Genomic DNA, 15,012 nt, shown 5'->3' on the forward strand with positions numbered 1-15,012 from the left:
CTTGCCGCCCCCATGGCCGATGCGCCTGAAGCGATGTCCGGTCGGCACCATCATCCCCCTCTGCTGCCCGATGCCTGGCCAGCATCGGCTGGACCGCGGCGGTCCCGCCTTGATCCAGGTCAATCGGGACGCCACCGGCGTCAGGCTTCGGCGGCGGTCGCTTGTGCCGGGACCAGTCTAGCGGCGGGGAAGGTCACCGTCACCGAGGTGCCGCGACCGGGATGGCTGTCGATGGCCAGGCGGCCCCCATGCTGCTCCACGATACCGGCGACGATGGCCAGGCCGAGGCCGGCACCGCCGGGCCGACGGACCATGGCATCGGCCCCGGGCCGGAAGGGGTGCAGCGCCTTCTCCACCTGGGCCGGGGTCATGCCGATGCCGGTGTCGCGGACCTCCACCGTCAATCCGGTCCCGCCCGCTCCTGCCGGTCGGTTGCAGTCGGCCGCGAGGACGACGAGGCCGCCCGGCCGCGTAAAGGCCAGCGCGTTCGACAGAAGGTTGATCAGGATCTGCCGGAAGCGCAGGGGATCGCCGCGCATCTGGGGCAGGTCCGGCTGGGTCTGCACGGCAAACGCCAGGCCGGCTTCCGCCATCTTCGGGTGGAGCATTCCGGCGCAGGTCTCCACCTCATGCATCGGGTCGAAGACCGACTCGTGGAGGATCGGACGTCCCAGCTCGATCTGCGACAGGTCGAGCATGTCGTCGATGATCGCCTGCAGATGTTTGCCGCTGGTCAGGATGTGGGTCGCATAGTCCCTGTAGCGGTCGTTGCCCAGCGGCCCGAACGTCTCCTGCTCCATCATCTGCGAGAAGCCGAGGATCGCGTTCAGCGGCGTGCGCAGTTCGTGGCTCATGTTGGACAGGAACTTCGATTTGGTTCGGTTGGCAAGTTCCGCCTCCGCCTGCGTGCGGCGCAGCTCGGCCTCCTGCCGGCGCATTTCCGTGATGTCCTGCTCGACAGCGATGAAATGCGTGATCGCGCCCGTCGCGTCGCGGACCGGGGCGATGCGGTTGTCGACCCAGTACAGGCTGCCGTCCTTGCGGCGGTTGCGCAGCTGGCCCTGCCAGGGCCGGCCGGCACGCAGGTTCTGCCACATCTGCGCATAGACCTCCGGCGGGGTCTGGTCGGACTTCAGGAGCGCCGGCCGGCTGCCGACCAGTTCGTCCTGCGTCCAGCCGGTGATCTCCGACATGCGGTGGTTGGCGTAGACGATCCTGCCCGCGGTGCAGGTGATCAGGATGCCGGCCTGGGACTGCTCCACGGCGAGCTGCAGGATCTCCCGGCCGAAGATGCCGTCCGGCGGCGGCAGTTCCCGCAGCAGGGCGAGGTAGAGCGGGGCCGAGGCGGTGCCAGCCTGGCTGACCGAAACCGACAGGCTCCGGCCCGACGCCAGGGGCCAGGCGGCGGCAGGCTGCCCTGTCCGGACGGCCAGGGTTCGCACCAGGCGGAGCCGCGCGCCCTCGGCCGGCCTACGTTCGGTCCCGTCGGCTTCGGCGGCCGGCAGGGTCAGGCTGGCATCCGCACCGACGGCTTCCCCGGCGGAACGTCCCAGAAGCCGCTCCGCCGCCTCGTTCATCGCCACCAGCCGGCCGGCACCATCGACCAGCAGCGCGGCGTCGGCAATGATCCTGAGCAGGGCGCCGGTGTCCGGCTGCAGCGGGCTGCTTCCGGCCCGCTGCAGCCATCCCGGAAAATTCCCGTCCGGGCCGGTTGTCCGTGCGGCAGGCATGGCGATGCCCATGCTCAGGCGGCGCGGACGCCGGACAGGAAGCTGTCGACCTGCTCGCGCAGGACTTCGGCCTGGCGAGAGAGGTCGCCGGAGGTCGACAGCACCTGGCTGGAGGCGGATCCGGTGTCATTCGCCGCCTGCGACACGCCGGAGATGTTGGTCGACACGTCGGCCGTGCCGGCCGCCGCCTGCTGTACGTTCTGGGCGATCTCCTGCGTTGCGGCGGCCTGCTCCTCGACCGCGCCGGCAATCGCCGCGGCGATCTCGGAGACCCGGGAAATGACGCCGCCGATGCCGTCGATCGCCTGCACCGCGTCCCCGGTGGCGGACTGGATGCCGTTGATCTGGGCCGCGATATCCTCCGTCGCCCGCGCCGTCTGGGTCGCCAGGTTCTTCACTTCCGAGGCCACCACGGCGAAGCCCTTGCCCGCCTCGCCGGCGCGGGCGGCCTCGATGGTCGCGTTCAGGGCCAGCAGGTTGGTCTGGCTGGCGATGTCGTTGATCAGCTGGACGACATCGCCGATCTTCTGGGCGGCCTCCGCCAGGCCGCGAACCTTGCCGTGCGTCTCCTCCACCTGGGCGACCGCCTCGCCCGCGATCCAGGTGGACCGCTCCACCTGGCGCCCGATCTCCTGCACCGACGCGGCCAGCTCTTCCGAGGCGCTGGCGACCGTCTGTACGCTCACCGTCGCCTGCTCCGATGCCGCGGCGACCGCCGTCGACTGGCGGGCTGTCTCCTCCGCTGTCGCCGACATCGCCTCCGCCGTGTGCTGCATTTCGGTGGAGGCCGAGGCCAGAGTGCCGAGGATGGTGCCGACCTCATCCTGGAAGCGGTTGATCTGCGCCTCGATCCGCTGCTGCCGGGCAGCCTTGCGCTCCTCCTCGGCGCGCTGTTCGGCCGCCAGCCGGTCCATCTCGATGGCGTTGCGCTTGAAGATCTCAACCGCCGCTGCCATCCGGCCGATCTCGTCGCCGCGGTCCTGCGCCGGGATCTCCAGGCTCTTGTCGCCCTCGGCCAACCGGCCCATGACCTGGGTCATCGTCACGACCGGGCGCGAGATGCCGCCGCCGATCAGCCAGGCCAGCACCAGGCCGATGACGATGCCGCCGGCGCCCAGCGCCAGGGCCAGCAGCTCGGCATTGGCGATGGTGGCATGGGCCTCCGCATTGATCGCGCGCTCTTCCGCGATCGCCGCCTGGCGGATCGCCTCCGCGTCGGCATCGATCTGTGCGCCTTCCGCAGCAATCACCTCTTCCGTCAGGGTGCGGATCTCGGCATCGAGCCGCCGGCTCTCCGCCACAGCGGCAGCATAGGCGGCCAGGTCGCCGCGCACCTGCTCCAGGCCAGCAGCGGCCTGTGTCCCGACCAGCCGGGCGTCCAGCCGGTCGAGCAGCGTCGACAGACGCTGGACGGCCTGCCCGGCGCCATCCTCGGTCGGGGACTCACGCCGTTCCAGCGCCAGGTTCGCCTGCAGCCGCAGGTTCATCGCCTCCGCCAGGGCAGAGCCGGCAAGAACGGCCGCTTCGGAATCGCCGGCCTGGCCAGCCATGCCGGCCAGTGCATCGATGCCCGAAGTGACGGCCGGTCCGCTCCTGTCGAGCTCCTCCCTGGCCAACCGCGTGCGCTCCGCCTCGAGGGTGGCGAGGCGATCGAAATCCGCTTTCAGCGCCTGCACGACCTCGCGCAGGTGGACGAAGCGGGCCCTGCTTTCGGGCTCCTGCGCGAGGCCTTCGCCATGGGAGATATCGGCCGCCAGCCGTTCCGCGTCGGCGCGGGTCTCGTCCGCGGCATCCTTGCTGCCATCGCGGAGGAAGCTCTCAAGATGGTAGCGGAAGCGGGCACTGTCCGCCTCTATCGTGGCCGCATCCGCGGCCAGTTCGACGGCATGGCCGTAGCCGTCGAACTCCGCCGCCGTCCGTTCCAGGCTCAGATAGGCGGACCCCGCCACCACGGCGAGGATCAGCAGAACGACGGCGAAACCCGCCAGAATCCTGCTCCGGATGCTGGCATCGCCGGCGAGCCGGCGAATGCCACCGGCGCGGGGGGTGATTTCTTCGGACATGACTTTTCTCCCAGGCGGTCGTTGCCGACGTTCCGCGGCAGCCGATCGCCGCGGAAGATCGAGGGCGGAGCAGAATGGTTCAAGAGGAAAAGCGAGGTGCTATACGCAGGTATAAGAAGGGGATGTGATAAAAATTGAATCGCGGCGACATGCCGGAAATCAAGCGCTGTGAAATTTTGATTTCAAGCGGTGGCAGCAACCCTCATTTGGGGATCTGGGAATCCTAGTCGAATGACATATACATGTTGGAACTATAATTTTAATATATTAACAGGCATTTGTTCTAAATTCGATCCCGGTAAGACGTCGCTACGACAGGTTCCGTCAGGTTCATCCACCCCATGCATGGATCTGGATGAACCGGTACATGCGACAATGCATTCCTATGCAAGCAAAGCCGCAGCCGCCTGTGTCGTCAGGGTGCTGCGACCGCTCTGTCTTCTATCGTACGCAGGGATCGGCCGACCGGATCACTGCCGGGTGCCGCTGGGCACCGATCGGGCGCCTAGACCTATTGGCGAGGCCGGTCTTGCCCGTAGGGCAGGTCCCTTGGATCGGGATAGGGTTGCTCTCCGGCCATCGTCGGCGCCTCGCGCGGCCGCGGGCGAGGCGTGAGTTCGGGACGTTCGAGCCGCTCCAGCCACCAGGTCTCCAGCCCTTCCGGCCAGCCACCGGGACCGTCGGCGAAGTCCGCCTCGGCGAAGTGCGGCGCATCGGCGAGGAAGCCGGCCGGCAGCAGGGTCTGCAGGCGGTCCGGCCCGGCCCGCACGATCCTGTGCTCCGGCACCGGGAGGTAGCGACCTTCCCCCGCGGCGCCGGTGCCGATGACCAGAAACCGTCCCTGGCCGCTGGCAGCGGTGACCACGGCATCGACCTCGCCCAGGGGTGTGCCCTCGGCATCGGCCACGGCAAGCCCGATCAGCTCTGCTTCCTCCGCCAGCGCGCCGTAGGCGAGGTCCGGGCGTGCCACCGCGGTGGTCTCCCGGACCTCCTCCATCGCCAGGGCGGGGAGGGTGGCCAGCACGGCGAGGCCGGCGAGGGCGGCGAGGGTATCGATGGCCAGATGCCTGGGCAGCATGTCGGTCTCCGGGGTCTGCGGATTCGTCGCGGTATCCTTCCTTGCAGAACCGGCGGCGGGCGAAGCGGTTCCCCCGACCGTGGGTTCTAGCGACCTGCTGCAGTCTCCGGCCAGGCGAGATGGGTGGCCAGGTGTCGGCAGAAATCCTGCGCTGCCATGCTCAGGAAGCCTGCCCCGCGCCGAACCAGTACGACGGGCCGGCTGGCGTCGAGCCCGGCGACCGTAATCGCCGCCAGGCGGCCCGACCCGCACTCCTCCGCCACGCCGCTTTCCGCCAGCAGCGCAAGGCCGAAGCCGGCCTCGACCAGTCGCTTCTGCGCGGTGAGGCTGTCGACCGCGGTCCAGTCCGGGGCCTCGATGCCATGCGCCAGGAACATTGCGAAGATGTGCGCTGCGGCATGTTCGCTGCGCCCGGGTTGATCCGGAAAGGCGAGCCAGTGCGCCTGGGCCAGGTCGCGAAGTCCGGCGACGGTGCGGCCGGCCAGCGGGTGATCGGGGGCGCAGACCACGATCAGACGCTCCCGCGACAGGGTGACGCAATCCAGGTCGGCGGCGCTGTCGCTGCCGTAGCGCAGGCCCAGCAGCGCCTCGCCGCGGCGCACCAGGTCGCTGACCTCGGCACTGGTTGCCGTCCGCAGCCGCATCTCGACGGCAGGGTGGCGGCGCGCGAAGGCTCGCAGGACATCGCCGAAGGCGGCATCCGCAAGGGTGCCGACGACGGCCAGCGAGATCGGGCCGGCATCGGGACCGGCCAGGGCCCGGACGGCCGCTTCCGCATCGGCGAGCGCTGCCAGCGCGCGCTCCGCATGGGGCAGCAGGACCCGGCCGGCCTGGCTGAGAACGGGGCCCTGGGCGGTGCGCTCGAACAGGGGCGCGCCGAGCGCCTGCTCCAACAGGCGCACCCGGCGCGAGATTGCCGGCTGGGTGCGGTACAGCCGTTCCGCCGCGCGGGAGAAGCTGCGCTCACGGTGGACGGCCAGGAAGGCCGCCAGCCCGTCGCGATCCATATCTATGCAAAATCCTTATGGTGATGGGAAAAGTTAGAAATTAGACGCATCCGATCAGGGCGGCTACCACCCGGGTCCCACCGACAAGGGAGAGCGGGATGATGACGTTGATGGAAAAGGCCCTGGCGCTGCGCGCGCTGCAGCAGCGGGTGCGGCAGGGCGGCAGCGCCTTCGTGATCGGCAATGCCTGGGACCGCGGCTCGGCGCGGCTGATGGCGGCGGCCGGCTTCGAGGCGCTGGCGACGTCCAGCCATGGTTTCGCGCACAGCATGGGCGTTCCCGCCGGCACCACCGGCCCGGAGACGGTGCTGGCCAATGCGGCCGACATCGCCGCGGTCACCGACCTGCCGGTCAGCGCCGACCTGGAGCGGGGCCTGGGCGATACGCCGGAAAGCGCGGCGGAAACGGTGCGGCGGGCGATCGCCGCGGGCCTGGCCGGCGCCTCGCTGGAGGATGCCGTGCCCGGCTCGGTGACGCCGATCTACGATATCGGCCTGGCGGCAGAGAAGATCCGCGCCGCGGCCGAGGCGGTCCGGGCGCAGCCGGTGCCGTTCCAGCTGGTCGCCCGGGCGGAGAACTTCCTGCATGGCCGGCCCGACCTTGCCGATACGATCCGACGGCTGCAGGCCTACCAGGAGGCCGGCGCGGACGTGCTCTACGCCCCGGGGCTCAAGACGCGGGACGAGATCCGTGCCGTGGTCTCCTCGGTGGACCGGCCTGTGAATGTGGTGATGGGGCTGGCGGGCTGGGACCTGACCGTGGCCGACCTCACGGCGCTGGGCGTGGCGCGGATCAGCACCGGCAGCGCGCCGGCCCGCCTGGCCTATGGCCTGGTGGTGGCCGCCGCGCGGGAAATGCTGGACGAGGGCCGCTTCACCTTCGCCGGCAAGGCGATGAAGGTGGCCCCGATCGAGGCGATGCTGGTCGCCGCCGGCGCGCCGGCGGCCGGGGCCGCGGCAGGTGCCTCAGTGGCGGCCGGCGCGTAGCTGCTGCGCCGCCTCGTCGGCGCGCCGCGCGCGGTTGGCCGCGGCGCGCCGCATCTGCCAGGCGGCGATGCCGACGCCGATGCCGACCAGGAAGATCAGGATCGACGCCAAAGCGTTCACGTCCGGGCTCACCCCCAGCCGGATCTTGGAGAAGATCACCATCGGCAGGGTGCTGGAGCCCGGCCCGGCGGTGAAGCTGGCCACCACCAGGTCGTCGAGCGACAGGGTGAAGGCCAGCAGCCAGCCGGAGACCAGGGCCGGTGCGATCATCGGCAGGGTGATCCAGAAGAACACCTGCATTGGCCGCGCACCCAGGTCGGCGGCGGCATCCTCGATGTCGGACTGCAGGTCGACCACCCGCGACTGCACGATCACCGCGACATAGGCCATGGCGAAGGTGGCATGTGCGATGGTGATGGTGGTGGCCGAGCGTCCGGCCGGCCAGCCGATCAGCTGTTCCATCGACACGAACAGCAGCAGCAGCGACAGGCCGGTGATCACCTCCGGCATCACCAGCGGCGCGGTCACCATGCCGGTCAGCAGCAGCCGGCCGCGGAACGGGCCGAAGCGGGCCAGCGCGATGCCGGCCAGGGTGCCCAGCACGACCGCCAGGCTGGCGGACAGGGCGGCGACCTCCAGGCTGACCCGCGCGGCGTTCAGGATCTGCCGGTCCTGCAGCAGGCTGGCGTACCATTTGAACGAGAAGCCGGACCAGACGGTGACCAGCCGGTTCTCGTTGAAGGAGAAGACGACCAGAGACACGATCGGCGCATAGAGGAAGACGAAGACCAGGATGGTGATCCCGGGCAGCAGGTAGTGCCGCCAGGGGAAACCGTCGAGGGCGCTCCCGCGGCCGGTCATTTCCGCACCTCCGCCTGCTGCGTGTTGCGCAGGAACATGATCGGCAGGACCAGGATCACCAGCAGCAGCATCGCGATGGCGGAGGCGACCGGCCAGTCGCGGTTAAGGAAGAACTCGTTCCACAGCACCCGGCCGACCATCAGGTTGTCCGCCGGGCCCAGCAGTTCCGGAATGACGAATTCGCCCACCGCGGGGATGAAGACCAGCAGCGAGCCGGCCAGGATGCCGGGCAGCGACAGCGGCAGGACGATGTGCAGGAACGTGCGCAGGGGCCGCGCGCCCAGGTCGGCGGCGGCCTCCAGCAGGGTGCCGTCCAGCTTCTGCAGGTTCGCGTAGAGCGGCAGGATCATGAACGGCAGGTAGGAATAGACGATGCCCAGGTAGATGGCGCCGTCGGTGCGCATCATCTGCAGCGGCTCGCTGGTCAGGCCGAGCCAGATCAGGGCGTTGTTGATCAGCCCGGAATTGTTCAGGAAGCCCATCCAGGCATAGACCCGCAGCAGGAACGAGGTCCAGAACGGCAGGATCACCGCCAGCAGCAGCAGGTTGCGCAGGCCCTCCGGCGCGCGCGCGATGTAGAAGGCCACCGGATAGCCGATCACTAGGCAGATCGCGGTGCAGATCGCCGCCACCTTCAGCGAGGTGACCAGCGCCGCCAGGTACAGGGCGTCGCCGGCGACGAAGGTGAAGTTGCGGAAGAACAGGGTGACCTGCAGCACGCCCTGCTCGGCCCAGCTGAAGAGCGGCCGGTAGGGCGGCACGCCGAAATCGGCTTCGCTGAGGGAGATCTGCAGCACCACCAGGAAGGGCAGCAGGAAGAAGATTGCCAGGAAGGCGGTCGGCAGGGCGATGAAGACCCGCTTCCAGAGCGGCAGGGAGAGGCGGGCGCTGCTCTGCTCCGGCACCGGCCCGCTCCTAGCTGGTCAGCACGACCGGGGCGTAGGCGTCCCACAGGACCAGCACCTCTTCCCCGGTATCGAACTGGTCGTCGCCGCGCCGGTTCTCGTTGGGCCGCTTGACCGTCAGCCGCCGGTCGCCGGCGATCGCGACGTGATAGACGGAATGGCTGCCCATATAGGCGACCTCCGCAATCCGTCCCGGTACCTGGTTGTGCGGCGCATGTTCCGGCATCTCGGTGCCGGGCTTCGCCAGGCGGATCTTCTCCGGTCGCACCGCCACTGCCAGATCCTGGTCGGGCGCGGCGGTGATGCCATGGTCGACATAGAAGCTGCATCCCGAGGCCGGGCAATCGATCACCGCGTAGTCCGCCTCGTCCTCCACCAGGTGGCCCAGGAACATGTTGGCGGTGCCGATGAAGTCGGCGACGAAGCGGCTGTTGGGATATTCGTAGACGTCGTAGGGATCGCCGATCTGGACGATCTCGCCATAGTTCATGACGCCGATCCGGGTCGCCAGGGTCATCGCCTCCTCCTGGTCGTGGGTGACCACGACGAAGGTAATGCCCAGCTCCTTCTGGATGCGCATGATCTCGACCTGTGTCTCCTCCCGCAGCTTCTTGTCCAGCGCGCCCAGCGGTTCGTCCAGCAGCAGCAGCTTCGGCTGCTTCACCAGGGCGCGGGCCAGCGCGACCCGCTGGCGCTGGCCGCCGGACAGTTCGTGCGGCTTGCGGTCGCCGAACGGGCCGAGCTTCACCAGCTCCAGCATCTCCGCCACCCGGCGGCGGATCTCCGCCCGGCCGACCCGGTCCATGCGCAGGCCGAAGGCCAGGTTCTGCCGCACATTCATGTGCGGGAACAGCGCATAGGACTGGAACATCATGTTCACCGGGCGGGCATAGGGCTCCACCCGGGACATGTCGGTGCCGTCGATCTCGATGCTGCCGGAGGTCGGCCGTTCGAAGCCGGCCAGCATGCGCAGGAGGGTGCTCTTGCCGGAGCCGGAGCCGCCCAGCAGGCAGAACAATTCGCCCCGTGCAATGTCGAGGGAGACGTCGTCGACGGCGGTGAAGCCGCCGAAGCTCTTGGTCAGGTTGCGGATCCGGACGAAGGCGTTGTCCGCCGCCCCGTCCGGATCCTGCCGTTCGGCCATGTTCCCGCCGCCGCCGGGTGCCCCCCTCGGCGCGCCGTCAGCGACCGGCCTTCAGCCGGGTCCAGAGCCGGTTCAGGCTGCGCAGGACCTGCGGCGGCAGCTCCTGCAGGACGAAGGTCTTCTCCAGCACTTCCGGGGTCGGGTAGACCGCCGGGTCGGTCTTCACGTCCTCGCTGACGAATTCATAGGCCTTCGTGTTCGGGTTGGCGAAGAAGACGTAGTTGGTGATGTCGGCGGCGACCTTCGGCTCCAGGATATAGTCGATATAGGTCAGGCCGTTGTCGGGATTGGGCGCGCCGGCGGGCATGGTCATCAGGTCGAACCAGAGGCTCAGCCCCTCCTTCGGCATCATGAAGCTGACATTGACGCCGTTGTTCGCCTCGCCCGCGCGGTCGCGCGCCTGCAGGATGTCGCCGTTATAGCCCATAGCGACGCAGACTTCGCCATTGGCGAGGTCGGAGATGTACTGCCCGGAATTGAAGTCGCGCAGATGCGGGCGGACCTTCTCCAGCGCCGCATGGGCCTTCTCGAATTCGGCGATGTCGGTGGTCAGCGGATCGGCGCCCATATAGGCGAGCATGGCGCCGTAGACCTCGTTGGACTCGTCCAGCAGGCTGATGCCGCAATCGGCGAGCTTCGACGCCACCGTGGGGTCGAACACCAGCGACCAGCTGTTCGGCACCTCGCCGCCCAGGCGCTCCTTCACCTTGTCGACATTGTAGCCGATGCCCACGGTGCCGAACATGTAGGGCACGGCGTACTTGTTACCCGGGTCCAGTCGCGCCAGCCGCTGCATCAGCTTCGGGTCCAGATTGCCGTAGTTCTTCAGCTTCGCGGTGTCGATCGGCTGCAGCGCCCCCGAGGCGATCATCCGCTGCAGGTCGACACCGGCCAGCACCGCCATGTCGTAGCCCGATGAGCCGGCGCCGATCTTGGCATTGGCGACCGCGGTGGAATCGTACACGTCATAGTTGACGGCGATCCCGGTCTGCTTGGTGAAATTGGCGAGTGTGTCCTCGGCGACATAGTCGGACCAGTTGAACACGTTCACCACGCCCTTGTCCTGGGCCCGCAGGTCCGCCTGCAGTCCGGGAAGAAGGGCCGTGCCGGCGAGCGCCGCGCCGGTCAGCAGGGCAATGAGCGAGAGGCGAGAGGTCATTGGCGGATGCTCCAGTTCCCGAAACCCGTCCGGGTGCCGGCCGCGGCGGGCCGGGTGAAAGGCGACCCCGACACGGTATCGGGGAAAATGTCGGTATCAAGGGCAAAAAAGCAGTAGGGCACCGACGATCGCGGCCCGGCCCGTTCAATAATAGCTGCCGAGCCCCAGCAGGCCGGGCAGCCAGAGCACCAGCTGCGGGAACAGGATCAGCAGGACCAGCCGCAGGATGTCGGCGATCAGGAAGGGGACGATGCCGCGGAAGATCTCGCCCAGCGGCAGGTCCGGGGCCATCCCGTGCAGGACGAAGACGTTGAGCCCGATCGGCGGGGTGATCATGCCGACCTCGATCAGCACGATCATCACCAGGCCCCACCAGATCGGGTCGTAGCCCAGTTCCAGGATCAGCGGATAGACAAAGGGCAGGGTGATCACCATGCCGGCAGTGGTGTCGAACACCGAGCCGAGGAAGACGAACATCACCGCCAGGATCGCGATGACGCCGAGCGGCGGCAGCCCAAGATCGCGGATCCAGTCCACGATCGCACCCGGCGCGCCGGAGATCGTCACGAAATAGCTCATGGTCGAGGCGCCGATGATCACCACGAACAGCATTGCCGTCGTGCCGGCCGTGTCGCCCAGCACCTCCAGCAGGCTGGCGCGGCTGCGGCCGCGGCCGACCAGGTAGAACAGGAAGGCCAGCGCGCCGCCCACCGCGGCTGCTTCCGACACGGTGAAGGCGCCGCCATAGATCCCGGCGGAGACCACGAAGGCCAGGGCCACGACCCGCCAGCTGCGCGCCGAGGCCTGGAGCCGGTCGCGCCAGGGCTGTCGTTCGCTGCGCGGCGCGGCTGCGGGGAACAGCCGGACATGGACGGCGATTGCAGCCATGTACAGCAGCACGGCCAGCACGCCGGGCACCACGGCGCCGGCGAACATGCTCAACACCGACTGCTCGGTCAGGATGGCGTAGAGCACCATCAGGATCGACGGTGGGATCAGCATGCCGAGCGAGCCGCCGCCGGCGATCGCACCGGCAGCCAGGCGGGCCGCGTAGCCGCGCGCGCGCATTTCCGGCAGCGCGACCTTCGTCATGGTCGCGGTGGTGGCGATGGAAGAGCCGCATACGGCGCCGAAGCCGGCGCAGGCGCCGATGGTCGCGAGCGCCAGCCCGCCGCGCAGATGGCCCAGCCAGCTCTGCGCCAGGCGGTAGAGGTCGGTGGACATGCCGGCGGCGGTGGCGAAGCCGCCCATCAGCAGGAACAGCGGGATCACCGCCAGTTCCAGGCTGGAGAGCGCGCCCTGCGTCTCGGTCTTCAGGATGCTGAAGGCCAGGTTGAAATCGCCGTCGAGCAACCAGAAGCAGACCAGCCCGGTGGCTCCCATGGCCACGCCCACCGGCACGTGCAGGGCGATCAGCAGGAACATGCCGGCGAGGCCGAGGCCGACGACGAGAAGGGGATCCATGGTCAGCCCCGTGCGGCGGTCCGGCGGCTCATTCGCCGTGCAGGGCCGCCGCCGCCGGCAACGGCCGTCCGGTGACCGCGGCGGTGAGATGGACGAAGACCACCACCGCCTGGACGGCGGCGGCGATGATGGCGAGCCCGGCGGCGACCTGCCAGGCCCATTGCACCGGCAGGCCCAGGATGAAGGTCACCCGGCCGGCCATGTCGCCGACATGGACGACAAGCTGCCAGGCGACGAGGAGGATGAACACGAAGCCGACCGTCTGGCCGAAAAGCTCCAGCCGCATCGCGGCCGCCGGCCCGAGCGCCTTGCCGAGCATGCGCACGGTGATGTTGGTGCGCAATGCGAAGGCCGCCGGAAAACAGGCCGCCACCGCGATGGTGACGATCAGCGCGACGATGTCCTCCAGTCCGTGGATCGGGCTGGCGAACAGGTAGCGAAGCGTGACGTCCAGCGAAATCGCGAGCGAGGCCGCCAGCAGCACCAGCACGGCCAGCCAGGAGAGCAGCCGCGCCGCCGTCACGGTGGCCGTGTAGAGCCGCAGGCCCGGCGGCCCGGCCGCCGGGCTGTCCGCGTTCCGCGGCGGCGTCATCCCTTCCTGCCGGCCGGTTCGATCCGTGCCTTTTCCTCGTCCAGGGCTTGCATCAGCGCGGCCCCGTTGGGATGGCCGGCGACCCATTTGTCGATGATCGGCTGCAGGGCGGCGCGGTATTGTGCCCGCTCCGCGTCCGACAATGTGATGACGTTGTTCTTGCCGCTGTCGATCGCTTCCTTGCGCGCCTTCTCGCCCTGGATTTCATAATTGGCCGACATCCGCTCCGCGATCCATTCGCCCGAATAGCTGTCGACGATGGCCTTCAGGTCGTCCGGCAGCGCGTCGTACTTCGCCCGATTCATGGCGACCATCAGCGGGGTGAAGCCCAGCGGGATCTCGACATGGTGGGTGGTGACCGGGGTCACCCGGAAGGTGGCCATCGATTCCCAGCCCAGCAGGGTACCGTCGATCACGCCGCGGCTCAGCGCCTCCGCGGTCTGGGTCACCGGGATGCCGCCGACCGGCGTGGCGCCCAGCGCCTCGATGATCTCCGACTGGATCCCGGTCGCGGCGCGGATCTTCCGGCCTTTCAGGTCGTCGATCGAGGCATAGGGGAAGTTCAGGTGCAGGCCGTAGGCGGAGGTGGTGCCGAGGCCCAGCACCTTGACCCCGTCATAGCCGCGCAGCAGGCCGCGCTCGAACAGGCGCTGATGCACCAATGCGGCTTCGCGCGTACCGCTCATCACCAGCGGCAGCTCCATCAGGGAATTGTCGGGGAACTGCCCCGGCGTGTAGCTCTGCACGAGGAAGGCGAGGTCGACCACCCCGTCCAGCACCAGCTGCAGCTGCGCCGCAGGATTGCGGCCCAGCGAGCCACCCGGATAGACCTTCGCTTCCAGCCGGCCGCCGGATTCTGCGGTCAGGCCCTCGGCCAGGGGCACGAACAGGTTGCTGTGGGTCAGCGACTGGACCGGCAGGAAGTGGCCGATGCGCAGCGTCGTGCTGTCGGCGGCCTGCGCCATGCCAGCGGTTCCGCCGGCGACCAGGCCGGCCGCCAGGGCTAGCCACCATGCCGCGGCGATGAACCCGCGTCGGTTGCGCATCTGACTCCCTCCCACCTGCACGACCGTGCCATTCATCGCACAGGGTGGCTTGCAGATACAGTCTCTTCAGGGCGTGCGGCTCTTCATGGCGTGCCGGGGCCGCCGGCTTCAGCTATTCAGGACGATCTGCACCCGGTCGCTGGCGAAGCGGGTGACGGCATACTGGATCGGCCGGCCGTCGGGGTCCACATTGATACTTTCCGCCACCAGCAGCGGCCGGCTGGGGGGCTGGCGCAGCAGGGCGGCATCCTCCGCCCCGGCCGCCTGCGCGGTGATCCGGGTCTGCCGGCGCATATAGTCCGCGATGCCGTCCCGCCGCAGCGCCTGGGTGATCGAGCCGGTCTCCGCGTAGGCGGCCAGAAGGTTCGGCGCCAGCTGCACCGGGAACCAGTTGGTGGAGATGCTGAGCGGCGTGCCGTCGGCCACGTGCAGGGTCTCCAGCCGCAGGCAGGGCGCACCGGCAGGAATTTCCAGCGCTTCCGCCACACGGGGATCGGCGGCGACCTCGGCCGAGGCGATCAGCCGGCCCGAAGGCTCCTTGCGGTGACGGGCGATGATCTCGGAGAAGCGGGTCCGGCGGCCGATCTCGTAGTCGAGGAACTGCGGCTGGACGAAGGTGCCGCGGCCCTGCTCCACCCGCAACAGCCCGTCTTCCGCCAGGACGGCGATAGCGCGCCGCACGGTATGCCGATTGACCCCGTAGCGCCGCGCCAGGGCCGCCTCCGTCGGCAGCTGCGTGCCCGGCGGATGCCCGCCGCCGGCGATCTCCGCCCGCAGCAGGGTGACGATCTGCTGCCAGACCGCGATGCCGCCACCGCGCCGCAAGGGAAGGCTGTCGTCCTCCGGCCGCTCTTCCGACGAGACGCCGGCGGGCGCGGCTTCGTCCGGTGACAGGCTGTCGGCGGCAAGATCGTCGGGGAAGTGGGCAGGCGGGGGAGTCATCTGGCTGTCACACAGTCCTGCTACGGTCGGTCCAA

Annotated in this window: 13 protein-coding genes; 1 reads left to right on the forward strand and 12 read right to left on the reverse strand. The window is 69.0% G+C overall.

Translation table 11 applies throughout. The annotated features are described in order from the left end of the window. Nucleotides 1–140 precede the first annotated feature (140 nt). The 4 genes from ACFOGJ_RS15135 to ACFOGJ_RS15150 all read right to left on the reverse strand — a co-directional run bounded on the left by ACFOGJ_RS15135 (nucleotide 141) and on the right by ACFOGJ_RS15150 (nucleotide 5,878). Nucleotides 141–1,730, reverse strand: coding sequence for a PAS domain-containing sensor histidine kinase (locus ACFOGJ_RS15135; protein ID WP_379901831.1), 1,590 nt, complete (start codon nucleotides 1,728–1,730; stop codon nucleotides 141–143). Between the two features lie 14 nt (nucleotides 1,731–1,744). Further along, nucleotides 1,745–3,793, reverse strand: a complete 2,049-nt coding sequence (locus tag ACFOGJ_RS15140) for a methyl-accepting chemotaxis protein (RefSeq protein WP_379901834.1) — start codon at nucleotides 3,791–3,793, stop codon at nucleotides 1,745–1,747. Between the two features lie 511 nt (nucleotides 3,794–4,304). Beyond that, entirely contained in the window at nucleotides 4,305–4,871 is a 567-nt protein-coding gene (locus ACFOGJ_RS15145) for a PRC-barrel domain-containing protein (RefSeq protein ID WP_379901837.1), read from the reverse strand. A gap of 86 nt (nucleotides 4,872–4,957) precedes the next feature. Then, the gene (locus tag ACFOGJ_RS15150) at nucleotides 4,958–5,878 is read right to left on the reverse strand and encodes a LysR family transcriptional regulator (RefSeq protein ID WP_379901840.1); all 921 of its coding nucleotides are present in this window, start codon (nucleotides 5,876–5,878) and stop codon (nucleotides 4,958–4,960) included. A gap of 98 nt (nucleotides 5,879–5,976) precedes the next feature. On the opposite strand from ACFOGJ_RS15150, the gene ACFOGJ_RS15155 reads away from it, so the two are divergent. Next, nucleotides 5,977–6,864, forward strand: a complete 888-nt coding sequence (locus ACFOGJ_RS15155; RefSeq protein ID WP_379901843.1) for an isocitrate lyase/PEP mutase family protein — start codon at nucleotides 5,977–5,979, stop codon at nucleotides 6,862–6,864. Here the strand turns inward: ACFOGJ_RS15155 and ACFOGJ_RS15160 are convergent. The 8 genes from ACFOGJ_RS15160 to phnF all read right to left on the reverse strand — a co-directional run bounded on the left by ACFOGJ_RS15160 (nucleotide 6,844) and on the right by phnF (nucleotide 14,977). Then, the gene (locus ACFOGJ_RS15160; protein WP_379901845.1) at nucleotides 6,844–7,725 is read right to left on the reverse strand and encodes an ABC transporter permease subunit; all 882 of its coding nucleotides are present in this window, start codon (nucleotides 7,723–7,725) and stop codon (nucleotides 6,844–6,846) included. The two genes, ACFOGJ_RS15155 and ACFOGJ_RS15160, sit on opposite strands and share 21 nt — an antisense overlap. Further along, complete coding sequence (locus tag ACFOGJ_RS15165; RefSeq protein WP_379901848.1) at nucleotides 7,722–8,630, reverse strand: ABC transporter permease subunit; 909 nt, start codon at nucleotides 8,628–8,630, stop codon at nucleotides 7,722–7,724. The genes ACFOGJ_RS15160 and ACFOGJ_RS15165 overlap by 4 nt, the downstream gene beginning before the upstream one ends. A gap of 10 nt (nucleotides 8,631–8,640) precedes the next feature. After that, nucleotides 8,641–9,774: an ABC transporter ATP-binding protein gene (locus tag ACFOGJ_RS15170; protein WP_379901851.1), complete on the reverse strand. Its 1,134-nt coding sequence runs from the start codon at nucleotides 9,772–9,774 to the stop codon at nucleotides 8,641–8,643. Nucleotides 9,775–9,811: 37 nt separating this feature from the next. Further along, nucleotides 9,812–10,933: a polyamine ABC transporter substrate-binding protein gene (locus ACFOGJ_RS15175; RefSeq protein ID WP_379901853.1), complete on the reverse strand. Its 1,122-nt coding sequence runs from the start codon at nucleotides 10,931–10,933 to the stop codon at nucleotides 9,812–9,814. A gap of 144 nt (nucleotides 10,934–11,077) precedes the next feature. After that, nucleotides 11,078–12,397 (reverse strand): TRAP transporter large permease, encoded by a 1,320-nt coding sequence (locus ACFOGJ_RS15180; protein ID WP_379901855.1) that lies wholly within the window; start codon nucleotides 12,395–12,397, stop codon nucleotides 11,078–11,080. Nucleotides 12,398–12,425: 28 nt separating this feature from the next. Further along, entirely contained in the window at nucleotides 12,426–12,989 is a 564-nt protein-coding gene (locus ACFOGJ_RS15185; protein ID WP_379901858.1) for a TRAP transporter small permease, read from the reverse strand. Further along, the gene (locus ACFOGJ_RS15190) at nucleotides 12,986–14,035 is read right to left on the reverse strand and encodes a TRAP transporter substrate-binding protein (protein ID WP_379901861.1); all 1,050 of its coding nucleotides are present in this window, start codon (nucleotides 14,033–14,035) and stop codon (nucleotides 12,986–12,988) included. The genes ACFOGJ_RS15185 and ACFOGJ_RS15190 overlap by 4 nt, the downstream gene beginning before the upstream one ends. Before the next feature lie 108 nt (nucleotides 14,036–14,143). Beyond that, on the reverse strand, nucleotides 14,144–14,977 hold the full coding sequence (phnF, locus tag ACFOGJ_RS15195) for a phosphonate metabolism transcriptional regulator PhnF (protein ID WP_379901862.1): 834 nt from the start codon (nucleotides 14,975–14,977) through the stop codon (nucleotides 14,144–14,146). Between the last annotated feature and the right edge of the window lie 35 nt (nucleotides 14,978–15,012).

Origin of the sequence: Marinibaculum pumilum, assembly GCF_042646425.1 — a bacterium.
Taxonomy (GTDB): Bacteria; Pseudomonadota; Alphaproteobacteria; order Ferrovibrionales; family Ferrovibrionaceae; genus Marinibaculum; species Marinibaculum pumilum.